Consider the following 18,114-nt stretch of genomic DNA (forward strand, 5'->3'; position numbering starts at 1 on the left):
TCGCCAGTCGCTTCCCCTACAATAGTTTGTGTGTTGTTCAAACTCGTGTCGGGGGGGAATCGAGATGGCTACGATTGCGATCGTCAATCCGCTGTTTGAAGTTTCGTATTGGGGAATGGAACACGCTCAAGCGATCATGGGGACGCGAGCGAACATGCCGGTCGCCAGTCTGCCGCTGCTGGCGGCGCTGACGCCCGAAGAGCACGACGTCACGCTGATCGATGAAAATGTCGAGCCGCTCGACTTCGATCGACTCGCCCAATTCGATATCGTCGGCGTCACGGGGATGAGCGTCCAGCGGTTCCGCATGGACGAGATCATCCACGAATTAAAAGACCGCGGCGTCTTTGTCGCCTTGGGCGGTCCCTGGGTGACCGTCGAAGAGGAATACTTCGACGACCGTCCCGATGTGATTTTTATCGGCGAAGCGGAAACGACATGGCCCAAGTTTCTCGAAGATTGGAAAACGGGAGACCATCAGAAACGCTACGAACAAACCGATCGGACCGATATGACAACGGTCCCCACCCCGCGGCACGATCTGCTGAAAAACAAACACTACATGTTTGGCAGCCTGCAGTTCTCCCGCGGCTGTCCGTTCCAATGCGAATTCTGCGACATCATCGTCACCTTTGGTCGCAAGCCGCGGATCAAACTCGCCTCGCAGATCATTAACGAACTAGAGTGCCTGCGCAGCGAAGGGATGCGGATTGCGTTTATCGTCGACGACAATCTGATCGGGAATAAGCGTGGTATCAAACCGGTGCTGGAAGAGGTCGCCCAGTGGCAGGAGCGAAACGGATACCCGCTGGCTTTTATGACCGAAGCTTCGTTGGATCTGTGTGAAGACGAAGAGCTGATGGAATTGATGGCCCGCTGCAACATCCAAGCTGTCTTTATCGGAATCGAAAGCCCCAACGAGGAATCGCTGAAGGAGACGAAGAAGTTTCAAAACGTCCGCGAGCGTGGCGGCACGCTGTTGGAAAAGATTCACCAGATTCAAGACTTCGGGATCGAGGTCTGGTGCGGGCTGATCGTCGGATTCGACAACGACAAGCCCGACATCTTTGCGATGCAGACGAAGTTCTTGAAAGAGTCGCGGATCGCGCTGGCGATGGTCGGGCTGTTGCACGCGATTCCCAAGACGCCACTGCATGCAAGACTGAGGCAAGAGGGCCGGTTGGACCTGAACGACGACCAACCTTTTGGGACCAACGTAATCCCAAAACAGATGTCGCGAGAAACGCTCCGCGCCGGATACATGAAGACGATGTTCGATGCGTATACGCCCGACGTCTACTTCGATCGCTTGGACCAACTGTACATCCAAGACCGATTCCGGCTGAGAGCTTTCGAAACCGAAGCTTTCCGAAAACGGCCCCTGCTGCGGCTGCGACACGCAGCGTTTTATACAGTCGGCTTTGGCGTCTTGTTCTGGAAATTGATGCGTGGCACTCCCGATCGGGGCCTCCGCAAAATCTATCGCCAGCGGATCTTGAACCTCGTCAGGCATCGTTTCACCACTCCTTCGGTCTGTTTTTATTACGTCACCAAGTGTGCGATGCATTACCATCAACACAAAATGACCCAACAGATGATCGAACATCCCGACACCTTTGTTTCGACGATTGGAAAGTCGATGCGCACCCGTCGCGAAGCTACAATAGAGCAGCAGGCTACGCTGCCGGTTTTGAGGAACGATCCGCCGCAAACCGCATCCGCCGCTGAATGTCCGCCGCACGCGGCGCGATCCCACTCACGTTGACTCCCCCACCGCGACCGAGACCTATGACTTCACGTTTTGCCCACCTAGGACTGCTTGCTGCTCTTTGTCTCCACGTCGCAGTGGCATCGGCCAAGTCGCCCGACGCAGCCAAGCCGACTTTGCTGAGCGTCGACCAGATCTATGGTTCGAGCGAGTTTTCAGCTCGTTCGTTTTCAGGCGTCTGGCTTCCCGAAGGGCATCGCTACACCAAGTGGCTGCCGACATCTGACGGTTCGTCCGAAAAGGGGATCGTCGCGATCGATGCCAGCGACAAGCAGCGCGATGTCTTGGTCCCTGCCGGAAGCCTGATTCCCGCCGGACAGACGAAGCCGTTGGCCGTCGCTTCGTTCTCTTTTTCCGCAGACCAATCGCGCGTGCTGATCTTCACCAACACCAAGCGCGTCTGGCGACGCCACACTCGCGGCGACTATTGGGTGTTGGACCGATCGGCTCGAACGTTGAAGAAGCTAGGCGGCGACCGCCCCGAATCGACGCTGATGTTTGCCAAATTCTCTCCCGACGGTCAGAGTGTCGCTTGGGTGCACGAGCGAAATATCTACATCGAAGATCTGCTGTCGGGCGAGATCCGCCCGCTGACGGAGACAGCGTCGGACAAGATCATCAACGGGACAGCCGACTGGGTCAACGAAGAGGAGCTGGGGATTCGCGACGGGTTTCGTTGGAGCCCCGATGGATCGCGGATCGCGTATTGGCAATTTGATACCACCGGCGTGCCGACGATGACGATGATCAACAACACGCGGCAGATGTATCCTGAAACGATCACCTTCCCCTATCCGAAAACAGGCCAACAGAACTCCGCTTGCCGGGTCGGCGTTGTGGATGTCAAAACCACCGAAACGAAGTGGATCGAATTGGGAGATCCGCGCGAGCACTATATCGCTCGGATCATGTGGGCGCCGCGTCGCGAACGTCCCGGCGATTCGGAACCGGTCGACCGCATGGCACCTCCCGCTGCCGACACCGCATCGCCCGACGATCTGATATTGCAAGAATTTAGCCGGCTGCAAAACGAAAACCGAGTGATCGTTTGGAATGTGGATTCGAATCGCATGCGAACGGTACTTACCGAAACCGACGCCGCGTGGGTCGATGTGCACGACGAGATGTTCTGGCTCGACGACGACACGCGTTTCACTTGGATCAGTGAACGGGACGGCTGGCGCCGCGTCTACCTGGGCTCTCGCGACGGGCAAACATTGACGCCGATCACGCCCGAAGGAATCGATGCGATCGAGTTGCTGGGGATCGACGAGACGCAGGGCCTCGCTTATGTGATCGCCTCGCCGGAGAACGCCACGCAGCGGTATTTGTACACCGCGTCGCTGACCGGTAACCAGTGGCAGCGGCTGACTCCAGACGACCAACCGGGGACGCATAGCTACCAGCTGTCGGCCGATCGCCAGTTCGCTTTCCACACCTATTCGACAATCAACACGCCGCCGCAGACCGACCTGATTTCGTTGCCCGATCACAAGCGGATCGAAATGCTGGAGGCGAACGATGCGCTGCGGAAGAAGCTGGCGAAACGGAAACTGCCCAAGGCGGAGCTGTTCCGCGTGCCGATCGGCGACGGAGTCGAACTGGATGCGTGGTGCATCAATCCGCCCAACCACAAGCCGCGAAAAAAGTATCCGCTGTTGCTCTACGTCTATGGCGAACCGGCGGGGACGACGGTCCGCGACCGCTGGGGCGGATCGAGTTTCTTGTGGCATCAAATGCTGGCACAGCAAGGATATGTCGTGATCAGCATCGACAATCGCGGCACGCCTCAGCCGCGGGGACGCGATTGGCGAAAGAGCATCTATCGCAAGATCGGCATCAACGCGCCGGAGGACCAAGCCGCCGCGGTCCGTCAGATTTTGAAGGAGCGCAAGGATATCGATCCCGATCGCGTTGGCATCTGGGGTTGGAGCGGTGGTGGTTCGATGTCGCTGTGCGCGATCTTCAAATTCCCCGACCTCTACAAGACAGCGATCGCGATCGCGCCGGTTCCCAACCACCGCTACTACGACACGATCTATCAAGAGCGGTACATGGGATTACCCAGCGACAACGTCGACGGATATCAAGAGGGTTCGCCGATCACACACGCCCAGAAACTGGAGGGCAATCTGTTGTTGATCCATGGCACCGGCGACGACAACTGTCACTATGCGACCAGCGAGATGTTGATCAACGAATTGATTCGGCACAACAAGCCGTTCGACATGTGGGCCTACCCGAACCGTTCGCACAGCATCTCCGAAGGAAAAAATACGACGCGGCATTTGCGGGCGTTGATGACGCGGTACCTCAACGACAAACTTCCCGCGGGCGGACGATAACGCTCGATGGAGTTTCAACCGACGTCGACGCTCGCCTTGTTTTTTGAAGGCGGCCGACCTAATCTGGGCTCCGCATGAGCGAGACGCCCACAAACCAACCGGTTCCCGAGATCAGCCCATTCCTGTTGCGCGGCTTTCGTCGCTACAGCCGGCGGATGATTCGTAAGCAGTTCCACGCGGTGGCGCTGCTGCGCGAGGGACTGGCCCAAGCTCGTGGCATCGCGGCCGATCAACCGTTGATCGTTTACGGGAACCATCCCGGATGGTGGGATCCGTTGGCCGCACACCTTGTCTGCGAGACCTGCTTTCCCGATCGCGACTTCTTCGCTCCCATCGATGCGGCGGCGCTGCAGCGTTACCAGATCCTCGCTCGCTTGGGCTTTTACCCGTTAGAAATGGGGACCGCCACGGGAGCCGCAAACTTTCTTCGCTGCAGTCGTGCGATCTTGGATCGCCCCGCCACTTCGCTCTGGTTGACACCCGAAGGCCGCTTCTGCGACCCGCGCGATCGCTCTGCCGAACTGATGCCAGGCCTGGCTCATCTGTGCAGCCGACTCGAACGCTGCGCGATCGTCCCGTTGGCGATCGAGTACCCGTTTTGGGAAGAACGACTTCCCGAAATGCTGTTGGCTCTCGGCGACCCGATCGACGTCGCCGCACACCGCGACTTGAAGAAGTCGGACTGGGGCAGCATGTTGGCCGAGCGGTTGCGAGGGACGCAAGATCAGCTCGCCCGCGTGGCGATCGCTCGCGATACCGAAGCCCTGGAGATCTCGCTTCGCGGCGGCCGTGGCAGCGGAGCGGTCTACGACCTGGCGCGGCGAGTCCGCTCGCTATTCAGCGGCACGCGGTACCAAGCTTCTCATGGCGGAAAACTGCAGTGATCGCGATCGCATTGGCTAGTCTTTGTCTACTGTTGACCGGAATTCCCGCGGCGATGATCGCTTGGAATCTCTGCTGTTTCCGACGCCTTCCGACCAACGTCGACGATCGCCCCTCGCCCGTCAGCGTGCTGATCCCGGCGCGGAACGAAGCGGCCGGGATCGCGGCGACCTTGGAATATCTGTTGGCCAGCGATGGCGTCGATCTGGAAGTCGTTGTCCTGGACGACGATTCCCAAGACGCGACCGCAGCGATTGTCGCGGAGTTCGCCGAGCGAGACTCGCGGGTGCGGATCTGCCGCAGCGGGACGTTGCCACGCGATTGGAACGGTAAGCAGTTTGCCTGTTGGCAGTTATCGAAGCTGGCTCGCCACGACCGATGGCTGTTTTTAGATGCCGATGTCCAAGTCGCCCCCGATGCGATCGCTAGACTTTCGCACAACCTGGATCGCCGCGCAGAGAGCCCGCAACCGCTGGCACTTTTGAGCAGCTTCCCGCACCAAGAAACCGTCGGTTGGATCGAAACGGCGATCGTTCCACTTATGCATTTTGTCCTGTTGGGATTCCTGCCGATCTGGCGAATGCAACGCACAACCGATCCCGCTTACGCCGCCGGATGTGGGCAGATGTTTATGACCGACCGCCATGCGTATGAATTGGCGGGGGGCCACGCCGCGATCGCTGCTTCGCGGCACGATGGGATCAAATTGCCGAGAGCTTATCGGCAGGCGGAGTTGATGACCGACGTGATCGATGGGACCGACCTGGCGAGCGTACGGATGTACCGCAGCGGGTCGGAGGTGATCGATGGCGTGATGAAAAACGCCGACGAAGCGCTCGCCCGGCCAGCGTTGATCGTCCCCGTGACGCTCTTCTGCTTAGCACCGCTTGCTGCGGCGATCGCCTTGATCGTGTTTGCGGTCGCGGGCAAGTGGATTGCCTGTGCGATCGGGGCCTTTGCTTTTTGTGTCGCAACGCTGTCGCGGGTCGCTTCGGTCCGTCGGTTTCGCCAACCGCTGGCATCGGCGTGGTTGCATCCCTTTGCGTTGGTGCTGTTTGCGGTGCTGCAATGGATCGCTTTGTGGCGACACATCCGCGGTCGCCGAGTCGCCTGGCGCGGCCGAATCGAATCTTAGCTCCGTTGTTTTCGTGCGGCGATGACGGTTGGTAGATTGTCGTCGAGACCGTATTACCGCAAGCGAACCCAAGACATGTTGGAAATCATCAAAATCGCGCGACCCGGATTTTGGCCGACACATGTCTGGTTCTATCTGCTCCCCTTTGCGGGGCGCGACATGCTCGGATCGATTCCGTTTTGGCTTGGCTGCTTTTACGTCAGCTTTCCGCTGGGGTTGCTGTTGTATGGTTGGAACGACCTGGGCGACTACGTCAGCGATCTCTGCAATCCGCGAAAGGACAGCTGGCTGTTTGGCGGGCGTCCCGACGCGTCGATGCGGCAGCGGCTGCCATGGATCATCGCCGCGGTGCAGGTTCCCTTTGTGATCGCGTTTGTCATCATCGGCGGCTCGTGGATGCTGCTCTGGTTCGCCGCGGTGCTAATGACCAACGCAACCTACAACACGTTCGGTTTCAAACGCCTGCCGGTCTTGGATCTGTTGAATCAGATCGGTTACCTATTGATCTTTCTGTTGGGCAGTTGGCTGTGCGGCGTCCCTCAGTTGAATGCCGCCACAATGGTCTTCAGCGCATTGTTTGCGATGCAGAGTCATCTGTTTGGGCAGTTAATGGATATCGAAGAGGACCGCATCGCCCAGCGTCACAACACAGCAATCACAATCGGAGCGGTCCCGTCGAAGTGGTTGTTAGTCGGGATCATGCTGATCGAGGTAGCGATCTCGTGGACCTACTTCCATTCGCCGATCGTCGCTGGATTCATGTTCGCCGGCGCGCTCTTCTTCAGCCTCGATGCGATCGCCGGCCCCAAGCAATACCCGCCCCTATTCACCAAGTTCTTTTTCATCGCCTGGAACCTAATCGTGATCGCCACCATGCACTTCGTCTGGCGCTACGGCGTCTTCCTAGTCGATTGAGTCAACGCGACGCGAGCAACAATTTCCTGACATCCTCTTCGTCACAGTTTCAGCCAAAAGTGGCGGTTGACGCGAGGAATCGCGGTACTATCATGTGACTCGTTCGTGGTGACTTGCGGTGCTTCTGCATCGCGAGCGAACAGGGAACTCCGGTGAAAAACCGGGACGGTCCAGCCGCTGTGAACTGCTTCGAGTGCCAACGCACTCGATTCGATGCTCCTTCTACCGAAGTGCCATTGCTTGGAATTCCAGGCGAGAAGGCTGTGAGTATTCGAAAGGCAGTGAGTCAGAAGACCTACCACGCGCAAGACGATTGAGTGCCTTCTTGGATTGAGGCGGTCGTTGCAATGTGTTCAGCCCCCAATAGCTAGTGAAACGCGGCGTGTTTGCCGTTTGCTCTGCATGGTGTCGGCATGACGCATTGATTTACTTCATCGTTTGTCGACACGTTTTGCCCCCTTCGTCGCTGCGCCCTCACTCTTTCTGAAAATCGAAATCGGTTCTCAGAAGACAAGGAAGCTGCGCGCCGAGGTCTCGCGGCGAAGCGTGTTACGACGCCGCAGCGAAGGGATCGGGACAGAGATGCCACGCGTTAGGGAACCACAGATCACATCGCCGTGCACCAAGCTGTGCCGGTTGGATCGCCAAGGGATTTGCAGCGGATGTGGCCGCACAAAAAATGAAATCGGCGGTTGGACAGCCGTCTCATCGACAGAACAACTGGAAATCGTTCGGCTGGCCAAATTGCGGCTGCCCAAGCTCCAAGCTGCCGGATTCACCTTGATCGAATTGCTGGTCGTGATCGCGATCATCGGGATCTTGGTGGCGCTGCTGTTGCCTGCCGTCCAAGCGGCTCGCGAAGCCGCTCGCAAGATGAGCTGCAAGAACAACTTACATCAGCAGGGAATCGCTCTGCACAACTACCACGATGTGCATCAAACGCTGCCCACCGGATGTATCGAGTGGCGGTCTTGGGGCGCACCGGCAACGCAGCGGCAATTCGCCTGGTCGGCGATGCTGTTGCCCTTCTTGGAACAACAAAACGTCCACGCCCAAATCGATTGGTCGCTGCCGTACGACGCCGCCGAAAATCTGCCCGCCGCGTCGACGCGGCTGAGCGTCTACGAATGCCCCTCGGCGATCGAGCAGCCTGTGACGCGAGGCAGGACCGACTACGGCGGCATCTACGGCGAACGGATCGTCGACACCGATCCCGAAGACGGCATCTTCCTGTACGAGCGGTCGGTGCGGTTTCGCGACATTCGCGATGGCTTAACTCAAACGCTTGCTGTCGCCGAAGACGTCGGCGGCCCGGACAGCGAATGGATCAATGGCCGCAACGTCTTTGTGCAAGCTTACGGGATCAACGATCCCGACGCCTGGATCGGCGACAACGAGATCCGCAGTCTGCACAGCGGCGGGGCGACGGTGCTGTTTGCCGATGGCCGAACGATCTTGATGGCCGAAACGATCGACAAACAGCTGCTTGGAAAACTGATCACGCGCGGCAAGGGCGAAGTTGTCGACTCCAGCGTCTACTGATTTTAACCCGTCGATTGCACGCTTGGCTGCCGACTTGCGACGCAGCCCACGCCCCCATCGACCACTGAACTCCCACACCTCTGATGAAACCACAACGATGAAAATTCAACTGCTTGCTTTGATGATCTCGCTCGCCGCGGCGGCACCTTCGCTTGCCGACATGGTGATCGATTTTAATGAACTGTCGGGATACACCGACGCCACCGCCGACGGTAGCTATTTGAACGGCTACGGTTTTGGAGCCGCTACCGGCAGCTGGTCTTCCGGCGGCGCTACCTTCGGGACAAACCAATGGGGACCGGGGTGGAGTTATTCCAACGTCAACAACACAACCACCGCGGGCTACACCAATCAGTTTGCGGCTTATCCGGGGACCGATGTCAGTGGAAATGGCAACTATGTGATCGGAACCGGCTTTTCCCCAAACGCCGCTTACTTCAACCTGTCGGCTAATCTGCAAGCGAAATCGATCGCCGTTGCCAATTCGACCTATGCCGGAATCTCGATGCGTGATGGCGACGGTGAAGGCGGTTTTGGCAAGAATTTTGGCGGAGATACCGGAAGCGATCCCGATTGGTTCCGCGTCACCTTCACCGGCTTTGAACAAGCCGATGTCGGTGGGACGAGTACCGGAAGCGTCGAGTTCTACTTGAGTGATTTCCGATTTGCCGACGACGCGTTGGACTACATCGTCGAGGACTGGCAGACCGTCGATCTGACGGGACTGGGCGACGCGCGTTCGATTGGGATCACGTTGGACGGCAGCGACGTCGGTCCTTACGGACTCAACACGCCCGCTTACGTCGCGATCGACAATCTTGCCGTGACCGCAGCGGTTCCCGAGCCGAGCAGCATGGCGATGCTGTCGGTTGCACTCGTCGCCGGCGGAATCGCCAAGCGACGTCGCAACAAACGCCAGCAGAAAATTCAAACCAGCTGATCCCAGCGGGGGCGATCCGCCGGCTAGCTCTGCGGCTTCAGTTCCTTGATCCGCAGATTGCGGAAGCGGTAGGTCTGTCCTTTTTCGCCATGATGTTGGATCGCGATGAATCCACTCGCATCGGTGTCGTCCTCGATCTCGGTCGTGACGACGCCGTTGACTTCAATCTTCAGCGAGTCGCCTTGGCAAGTGATCCGGTATTTGTTCCAGCCGTTGCGATCAAGCGCTCCCGCGACTTCGGGCTTCTTGAAGTAGGCTTGCGATTCTTCGGCATGCTCCAGGAACTTCGCTTCTTTGGTGCGGCCCTTGATGCTCGGCCAGATCCAACCGCGGCGGCTCTCGTCATACAGACCGCCGGACCAGCGGCGATCCGATCCGTCGCATTCGGCTTGGTAACCGTAGACTTTGTTCTTTTCCGAGTGACAGCGGAACATGAAGCCCGAATTCGCTTGCCCCTCGGGGATCATCACTTCGCCCTCGAAGACGAAGTCGTCGTATTTCTTGTCGGTGACCAGGAAAAACTTCTTTGAAGCAGTCAGATGGATCTCGCCGTCGACGACGTTGATCTCGCCCCATTCGTACGGGTTGCTCCAGCCCGTCGTGTCTTCGCCGTTAAAGAGGTCGGTCCATTGATCGTCATCCTGTCCGATCGCCGCGCCGGAGATCAGGAATGCCGAGAGTAGCAGGGCTGCGATATTGGTCGTTGCTTGCATGCGAATCGTGTTTCTCTAAGAGTTGATAAAATATGGAGCGTGCCGCGCACGCTCGTGGGGGTGCTCTGATTATTGTAGTCGCCCGGGCAACGCTTGGAGGGGAGCGTCGATTCAAACTATCAAGTTGCCTCGGCGATCGCTTCGTCGCTGCGATCCCCGCGAGGCGACAGACGCACAAATCGCAGCCCCATCTTTCGCAGAACCCAGAGGCTCAACATGCACCCCACAACGTGCACAACCGCCAGTACTAATCGGGGCAAAAGTTGGGCCCACGTTGGAATGGGGAACGGATTGTTGGAATAGAGTTGGTTAAGCAAAAGACTGGCGATAGTGAGGACTAAATAGACGCAAACGCCCAGCAGCAAGCGGATCCAAATGCGACGCTCCCGCATCCAAACCAAGAACAGAATCGTCCCCCAGAGTATCGCCGCGCTGCTGACGACCATCAGAAGAACGCTCAATAGCGTTGGCGCGACCGCCGCGCTCGTTCCCAGTTGCAGCGATTGATAGACCTGGTTGAGTGGTCGAGCGATTGCCATCACGACGGCGACCAAGCCGATCCAACCGAAAAGTTCGGCGATCGTGATCGGCCGTTTCGCAGGGGATTTGTCGAACCCCACGTCGACAAGACAATAACCTGTGATCCGCCGAATCAAGACAAAGCCGCCGATCACCACGATGAACCGCATCAGGTCCCATCCGACCTGCAGCGCCGCAACTTGCGAAAATGGAAACTCCAAAAAATCGCGGACGTTATACAGCCGAAGCAGCGTCGGGACTTCACATGCGATCAAGCCCAGCAGCAGATATGCGATGACCGACCAACCTTGCCGCCCCAGCACCGGATACCGCCACGCTATCCAAATCGGCACGATCAGATAGTAGAAGAACTGTATGCCGCTCAAAAAATAGCTCAACAGGCCAATCCACACGTTCTGGATTGTGTATTCGTTGACCAGTTGGCCGCCAAAGCTGAGAGCGGCCAAACTGGCCGGCCCAAGCGTTGCTAGCAACAACACAAATCGTTCGGCGCTGCGTTGTCGATCGACCGTCCCTAATTCCGCCCGATCGTCGCTGGGGAGCGTTGGTTGAGGTGAATTGTCAGCGGGCGTTTCTTCTGCGGGCATCGTTTTCTCGTCGAAGCAATCGGATATTCATTTGTCGACAAACCGGAACCGACTGCCGCCGCTATCGATTGTAAGTGATTTGGTTCTTCGCCGGCGATTGCAATGCATGCAATTGTTCTCAATCTTCCGCCTCTCGCCTGCAACGCTAGCGTTCAACGTACTTCTGGTTCCGGCTGGAATTGCAAGCATTATTTATGCTCGGTTCGCGTTGTGGCGAACGGATCAAATGAATAGACTCCGCTTCGTATGTCGATAGACAAACGTTAAGACCATTCGACTCCGATCAAGGATGATCCATGAGTGCCCAACCGATCCCCAAGCCTGCGAACGATTCGCTGGCCGCCGCGACGCCGATCGAACAGTTGCGGTTTGCCCGCAATGTGATCCGCGTCGAGGGACAACACTTGACCCGATTGGCTGCGGAAATCGACCAACGGATTGTCACCGCTGCAAATCAATTACTCGCCTGCAAAGGTTCGGTGATCATCTCGGGGATCGGCAAAGCGGGAATCATCGGCCAAAAACTATCGGCGACCCTGTCGAGCACCGGCACCCGTTCGCACTTCCTGCATTCGGCTGAAGCGGTTCACGGCGACTTGGGCAAGGTCCAAACTGACGACGTGGTCGTAGTGCTTTCGCACAGCGGAAAGACCGAAGAGGTCGTCCGCCTGCTGCCCGCCTTGGCCGCTCAATCTCAGTCGTTGATCGCGATCACCGCCTCGGCCAGCAGTCCTCTCGGGCAAGGCGTCGACCTCGTGATCGAGATCGGTTCGACGCAGGAGGTCTGCACGCTGGGACTGGCCCCATCGACAAGCACCACGGCGATGCTGGCGGTCTGCGATGCCTTGGCTCTGTTGACCAGCGAACTCCGCGGATTCACCTCCAGCGATTTCGCTCGCTACCATCCCGGCGGCAGCCTCGGACAAAAACTCTCTTCCGTCGACGACGTGATGCGACCGGTTGGGCAATGCCGGATCGCATCGGACAGCACTTCGGTCCGCGACGTGTTGGTGATGAACAGCAAATCGGGAAGACGATCCGGCGCGGTGATGCTGACCGATCAAGAGGGACGCCTGTCGGGAATCTTTACCGACAGCGATTTGGCTCGTCTATTGGAACGCCGTCGCGAGCGAGCGTTGGACGGGCCGATCGTCGAAGTGATGTCGAGCCAGGTGACGCGCGTCCGCAGCGGTTCGTTGCTCGCCGATGCGATTCAAATCCTCGCCCAGCGAAGGATCAGCGAACTTCCAGTCACCGATGCAAATCAACGACCCGTTGGTCTGATCGACATCACCGACATCGTCAGTTTGTTGCCCAACGACGAACCCAATCCGCCTCAGATCCTGCCCATGCGTCCCCAGGTTTGAACAACATTGAGTATGAAATCGGATAGCGAAATCGCAGCTCCCATTAAGTTGATCCTGTCGGATGTCGACGGCGTGTTGACCAATGGGCAGATCATCTACGACGCGGCGGGCTTCGAAACGAAAGCCTTCCATGTCCGCGATGGCTTGGGGATCAAGCTGTGGCAGCGAGCGGGGTTCTCGTTTGGGATCATCACCGCGCGGAACAGCGAGATCGTTACGCGTCGCGCCGAGGAACTGGGGATCACCTTCCTGCGGCAAGGCTGCCAACAGAAGTGGGACGCCGCCGTCGAACTGATGCAAGAGGCGGGATGTGGCCCCGAACAGACGGCTTACATTGGCGACGACCTGCCCGATCTGGCGGTCATGACACGTGTCGCTTTACCGGTTTGTGTGTCCGACGCGGCCAGCGATGTTCGCAAGGCGGCGACGTGGATCACTAAGCTGCCCGGCGGAACGGGCGCCGTCCGCGAAATGATCGAACGCTTGCTGCACGCTAAATCAAAATGGGATTCGCTGGTCGTTCAGCGTTAGGATCGGGATGCCCACTTCACCGTTGGATTTTATCAAAGCGCTTGTGGTCTGCTTGTTGGCAGCCTGGGGCTACGATTATGCAATCGCGCCAGCGTTGGTGGGGCAAAAGCAGCTCGCCGAGATCCCGATCCGCGCGCCATCGGACGTCGGCGATTCGAAGATCGCAGAGTATTTCAAACCGGGATCGTGGCAGCGTGAATCGCCCAAGCAGATCGAGACCGAGATCGGTGTGCTGTTGTTCAAAGACTGGCAACGGTTGAGCGATAATCGCTGGAAGCTGTCTCCCGTCACGTTGTTGCTGCGCAGCGATGATTCAGCGGGCGAAACGCCCAGCGGCGAAGTCAACATGCGTCGTCCGATCCTGTTGGAAGCCCCCGGTGGTGCGGAGATCGAATTCGCCGAATCACTGTCGGTGATCGATGGCAGCACGCCTCCGGTTCAAGGAGGCCATCTGATCGGCAACGTGCAGATCATCGGCCCGGCCACCAAAAGCGACGGTAGCGATCGGTTGCAGATCAACGCCAGCGACGTCCGCATCAATGGTAAGAAGATCTGGACGACGGCACCGGTCCGCGTGCAAGTCGGCGACGCCGTCGCCGAAGGCCGCGACTTGACGATCGCATTAGCTGGCGGCGGCAAAATACCGACTCAGCGTTCCGATTCACCGCTGGCGGTGCTGAACGAACTGACGTTGATCTATCTGGATCGACTGCATGTCCCGTTGGAACAGGGAACCCTCTGGCCAGCGCTTCCCGAAGTCCTGGCCGCGCGTCCGCCGGGATCGATCCCGCCATCGGGCGTTGGCGGCAGTCTAGACGTTCGCTGCGGCGGCGCGATGCGGTTCGATTTCGCCACTTACACGTTGTCGCTAAGCAATCAAGTCACCATCGAACATCGCGGTCCCGGCCTGCCGGTCGATGTGATCCGGTGTCCCAATTTGGCGATCGAGCTGGAAGATCCGTTTGGTAACTCGGTCGCCAAACCAAGTCCCGATCGAATGATTCGTCGCGTCCGCGCCTTTGGTGGCCCAGTCACCTTCGACGCGCCGACGTTGATGACGCGCGTCTCCGCCGAATTGATCGACGCCGATTTCCGCAGCGGCGTGATTCGAATCGCCAGTTCGCGCGGGATCGATATCGCCCATCGCGCGATGCAGTTGGTGCTGACCGATTTTGAGTATCGCTTTACTCCCGGCGCTCCGACCGACTTGATCCAATTGAAAGCCGCGGGCGAGGGCCGGCTGATTGCACACGATCCGACGATGCCCTTTCGATCTTTCGGATGGCAGGATCAACTGCGGATCACGCCCCAGACCGAACCGAACAAGTATCAGTTGTGGATGCTGCAAGCGTCGGCGATCCTGCCCGACGATGGCCGGATCCGCACCGACAGCCTCGGCTTAGGCTTCACGCTGTTGCCCGAAACGCCTGAGTCCAAGAAGGAAGATGACGATGCACCGCTGAAGGGACGATTCCGTCCTGAGAGCCTAGTCGCCAAGGGGAACGTGCTGTTCGATACGCGTGAGATCTACGCCAAGACCGAACAGCTAGATCTGTTCATCGAACAAGTCTCCGCCGATTCACCGCCGGAGCAACAACTGCGGCTGAATCGCGCTTCGGGAGAGTCGTTGAAACTGTGGACCAAGGAACCCGAATCGTCGGTCGCCGCGACGGGAGGTTTGGGCGCTGGCTTTGGGCAGCCCGCCGCCGCCAGCCAGCCACGGCCTCATATCAGCGGCCGCACGTTGTCGGCGAACATTTTGACCGACGGCAAGAACGCTGTCGCGCATGAGTTTTCGATCAACGAAGACGTCCGCATCGAACACGTTCTCGAATCGCAGCAAGGCCCGTTGCCGGTCGTCTTGACCGGACGCGAATTGATTTTTGTCGACGGCGCCGAAGGGCGGATCGTCCAGGTTTCCGGCTTTCCAGCACAGATCGAGATCGCCGACGGCTACTTCCGCGGCCCGATGGTCCAATTGCGAATGGGCGACAATTCGTTGTTCATGGACCGCGCCGGCGAATTCCAAATGCCAACCTCGGTTCTGTCAGCCGCCGGAGAATCGAACTTCCGCTGGGTCGCGCCGCCGCGCTGCACTTGGGAAGGTCAGATGCAATTCAACGGCCGCACCGCTCAGTTGATGCGTGGCGTCAAAATGACCGGAGCAGTGACGACGCTAGACGAACCGACGCGTTGGGACCTGCACGTCGGCTGCGATTTGTTGGAAGTCAGCTTGGCCCAGCGGATCAACTTCACAGCTCCCGACGCTTCGAAGCAAGCCGATGTCGAACGGATCTCGTTTCGCGGGATCGATGCAAACAGCAATGGAGTCTTGCTGTCGGCGGTCCAACGCGATCTTCGCGGCAATCTGATGGGAAGCCACCAATTGCAATTGCCCACCCTCGACGTGACCCCAGCCCAATCGCAGCTATTGGGAAGCGGACCGGGGTGGTACCACATGTGGAGCAAGCCGGAAGTGACCGACTCGGGCCCATTGGCAACGCTCTCGAAAACCGGTGGCTGGCTGGCCGCTCACCTGGTCTACCAGGAGAAGATCGAAGGCAACTTCGCCAACAAGGTGTTGCGTTTTGTCCGCGGTGTCCGCGTCGCAACCTCTCCGGTCGCCAACGAGGAGCAACGGATCGACGCGCGGCAGATCGTCGAAGCTCAGGACGGACAAGCCGTCTTGGACTGCGACCAGTTGGAGTTTTCGCAAACGCCGTCGGCACATCAGTTTAATTTACGTGGCCAGTCGTTTGGGCAATGGGAAGCCAAAGCGATGTCGAACGTCGCGTTCCAGGGTCGCAACGAGAAGGGCTTGTTCCGCGGGACCGCCGACCGAATGGGCTACATCGCCGACAAAGACCTGTTCGTAATCGAAGGTGTTCGCAACCGCCCCGTCGAATTGCAGCGGCAATACGCTAACGGCCAATCGGGCGGATCATTTCAAGCCGAGATCTTGAAGTTCAAACCGCGAACTCTGGAGATCATCGATCTGCAGATCCAAAATTTGAACCTCGGCGACCTACAGCAAGGCTTCGGCGTTCCCCCTCAGCCTCAGCCTCAAACCGCGACCCCCAACACGCAACCGCCGCGATTCTAACGCGCGGCAATGCGATGCTGCCGGCTAGCGATGCATATATCGTAGACGCCATCGGTAGATCGCTCGGCGTCCCGCTGTTCAACCTCGGTTTCCCAGCGTGAATAGCCCCTCGCAATTGAGCACTCTTGCCGCCAGGAGGCCTGTCCACGAGCCCACTCTGCGGTTTGTCGTGCCCGCACGTTGGCAGCTCAGCAACCATGTTGGCTGATCTCACGCCGATTGGTTGGATGCGGTTTGCGGTCGATGGATCCTGTTCGTGACGATTTCGATTCGTTTTTCCAATCGCTGCCTGGTTGATCGGCATTGGCGAGTGCCCCAAATTGATTTGGCACGCGATCTGCCTTTGGAATCATCGTACCGATGGTTTGCGAACGGGAGCTCGTTGCTTGGTCCTGTTCGCAATCCACTCCCTCCCACACGATTTTTCTGAACGGAGAAGTGAACGATGAGACGAACGACATTTTGCACCGCCGCATTGGCTGCAAGTTTATTTGGATTCCAAGCCGCGAAGGCTCAGGATGTTGGAGATGCCATCGACGGGGCGTTGAATGCGACCGGCGAGGCGGCTGCTGAGCTGGGGCAGGAGATTGGTGAAGCTGCCGAAGCTGCGGTGCCGAATCAGCCAGCGGCCGAAGCGCAGGCCGATCTGGACGTTGATGCCGATGTCGAAGCAAAGGCGACCGTCGACGCGGATACTGACACGAAGGCTCAGGTTCAAGGCGATGGGCCGACCGCTGCCGATGTGCAGACCGGCACGAACACTCCGCTAGGTGTAGGCGTCGATGAGAACGGTAATCGACCTGCTGGAGTCGATGCCGATGCGGGAATCAATCCCGAAGCCGATCTGCAGTCGCAGCAGACTCGCGATTCGCAGGCATTGCTGCAAGGCGACGCCGAACTTTTGGAGGACGCTCAAGCCAATAACGAAGCCAATCCAAACGCTCAAGCGAACAACGATGCCAACGACAAATGGCGTTTCCGTCAACACAACGATCGCTGGTGGTATTGGTTGGGCGATCGTGGCAACGGTCGCTGGGCCTACTGGGTTGACGGTCGCTGGTTCGACTACACCAACAACCGCTACTTGAACCCTCGCCAACAAGCGGGACACCACGACGGACATCAACCACGACATCGCATGGGCTACCGTGGCGATGCCAATATCCAAGGCGAGTTTGATGGTCCCTACTACTTCGATCGCGACGGCCGCCGATACCGCCGCGATGGCGATCGCTACATGAACGATTCGCAGTGGAACGACCGCGTCTGGGATGATGGCTATGGCCAGCGCCACCAAGGCTATTGGAACGATCGCAACAACGGACGGTCGAGCAACGGAGCTCGCGCCGGTGCATCGATCGGTGCCGGTGTTGGCGAATCGATCGGCGGCCGCGCCGGCGGTCAGATCGGAGCTGAAATTGGCGGAGCGATCGGTCGCGATCGCTAACGCCGGCTGAGCCCCATCGACACTAGCAAACACACCACGCCCGCTGCACATCTTCACGTGCACGGGCGTTGTTTGTTGAGTGTAAACCAACCCAGGAGCGCGGGGCGATGCCCACGCGGTTGAACGAAGGAGCCTCGGACCGTGGAAGCAATTAGCCTCGTCCACTACGCTTCGTTGAACGTAACGACGGGCGACTCACCCCTTCGTTTAACCGCGTGCCCATCGGGCCGCGCGTTGCTTCCCGTGCACGGCCGTTGTTTATTCAGTGCCAACCACCCCAGGAACGCGGGGCGATGCCC

Annotated in this window: 13 protein-coding genes and 1 riboswitch; of the genes, 11 read left to right on the top strand and 2 right to left on the bottom strand. The window is 58.6% G+C overall.

Annotated features, from left to right (window positions below):
• The first annotated feature begins 64 nt into the window (after positions 1-64).
• The 7 genes from EC9_RS09080 to EC9_RS09110 all read left to right on the top strand — a co-directional run bounded on the left by EC9_RS09080 (position 65) and on the right by EC9_RS09110 (position 9,527).
• Positions 65-1,765, top strand: a complete 1,701-nt coding sequence (locus EC9_RS09080; RefSeq protein WP_145344262.1) for a DUF4070 domain-containing protein — start codon at positions 65-67, stop codon at positions 1,763-1,765.
• A gap of 23 nt (positions 1,766-1,788) precedes the next feature.
• On the top strand, positions 1,789-4,113 hold the full coding sequence (locus EC9_RS09085) for a S9 family peptidase (protein ID WP_145344263.1): 2,325 nt from the start codon (positions 1,789-1,791) through the stop codon (positions 4,111-4,113).
• Between the two features lie 74 nt (positions 4,114-4,187).
• Positions 4,188-4,997, top strand: coding sequence for a lysophospholipid acyltransferase family protein (locus EC9_RS09090; RefSeq protein ID WP_145344265.1), 810 nt, complete (start codon positions 4,188-4,190; stop codon positions 4,995-4,997).
• Entirely contained in the window at positions 4,994-6,130 is a 1,137-nt protein-coding gene (locus tag EC9_RS09095; RefSeq protein WP_145344267.1) for a glycosyltransferase, read from the top strand. The genes EC9_RS09090 and EC9_RS09095 overlap by 4 nt, the downstream gene beginning before the upstream one ends.
• A 21-nt stretch (positions 6,131-6,151) precedes the next feature.
• Complete coding sequence (locus EC9_RS09100; protein ID WP_145344269.1) at positions 6,152-7,045, top strand: UbiA family prenyltransferase; 894 nt, start codon at positions 6,152-6,154, stop codon at positions 7,043-7,045.
• 89 nt (positions 7,046-7,134) lie between these two features.
• A riboswitch (cobalamin riboswitch) is annotated at positions 7,135-7,362 on the top strand.
• A gap of 265 nt (positions 7,363-7,627) precedes the next feature.
• The gene (locus EC9_RS09105; protein ID WP_145344271.1) at positions 7,628-8,587 is read left to right on the top strand and encodes a DUF1559 family PulG-like putative transporter; all 960 of its coding nucleotides are present in this window, start codon (positions 7,628-7,630) and stop codon (positions 8,585-8,587) included.
• Between the two features lie 97 nt (positions 8,588-8,684).
• Complete coding sequence (locus EC9_RS09110) at positions 8,685-9,527, top strand: DUF4465 domain-containing protein (protein WP_145344273.1); 843 nt, start codon at positions 8,685-8,687, stop codon at positions 9,525-9,527.
• A 23-nt stretch (positions 9,528-9,550) separates the two neighbouring features.
• Here the strand turns inward: EC9_RS09110 and EC9_RS09115 are convergent, their stop codons facing one another.
• Positions 9,551-10,240: a 3-keto-disaccharide hydrolase gene (locus tag EC9_RS09115; protein ID WP_145344275.1), complete on the bottom strand. Its 690-nt coding sequence runs from the start codon at positions 10,238-10,240 to the stop codon at positions 9,551-9,553.
• Between the two features lie 119 nt (positions 10,241-10,359).
• A complete protein-coding gene (locus EC9_RS09120; protein WP_145344277.1) occupies positions 10,360-11,367 on the bottom strand; it encodes a hypothetical protein in 1,008 nt (335 codons plus the stop codon).
• A gap of 296 nt (positions 11,368-11,663) precedes the next feature.
• On the opposite strand from EC9_RS09120, the gene EC9_RS09125 reads away from it, so the two are divergent.
• From EC9_RS09125 to EC9_RS09140, 4 genes are all read left to right on the top strand, one after another.
• Positions 11,664-12,734, top strand: coding sequence for a KpsF/GutQ family sugar-phosphate isomerase (locus EC9_RS09125; RefSeq protein WP_145344279.1), 1,071 nt, complete (start codon positions 11,664-11,666; stop codon positions 12,732-12,734).
• A gap of 12 nt (positions 12,735-12,746) precedes the next feature.
• Positions 12,747-13,265, top strand: coding sequence for a KdsC family phosphatase (locus EC9_RS09130; RefSeq protein WP_145349068.1), 519 nt, complete (start codon positions 12,747-12,749; stop codon positions 13,263-13,265).
• Between the two features lie 7 nt (positions 13,266-13,272).
• Positions 13,273-16,368, top strand: a complete 3,096-nt coding sequence (locus EC9_RS09135) for a hypothetical protein (RefSeq protein WP_145344280.1) — start codon at positions 13,273-13,275, stop codon at positions 16,366-16,368.
• A gap of 445 nt (positions 16,369-16,813) precedes the next feature.
• The gene (locus tag EC9_RS09140) at positions 16,814-17,815 is read left to right on the top strand and encodes a hypothetical protein (protein WP_145344282.1); all 1,002 of its coding nucleotides are present in this window, start codon (positions 16,814-16,816) and stop codon (positions 17,813-17,815) included.
• Positions 17,816-18,114 lie beyond the last annotated feature (299 nt).

The organism is Rosistilla ulvae (genome assembly GCF_007741475.1).
Taxonomy (GTDB): domain Bacteria; phylum Planctomycetota; class Planctomycetia; order Pirellulales; family Pirellulaceae; genus Rosistilla; species Rosistilla ulvae.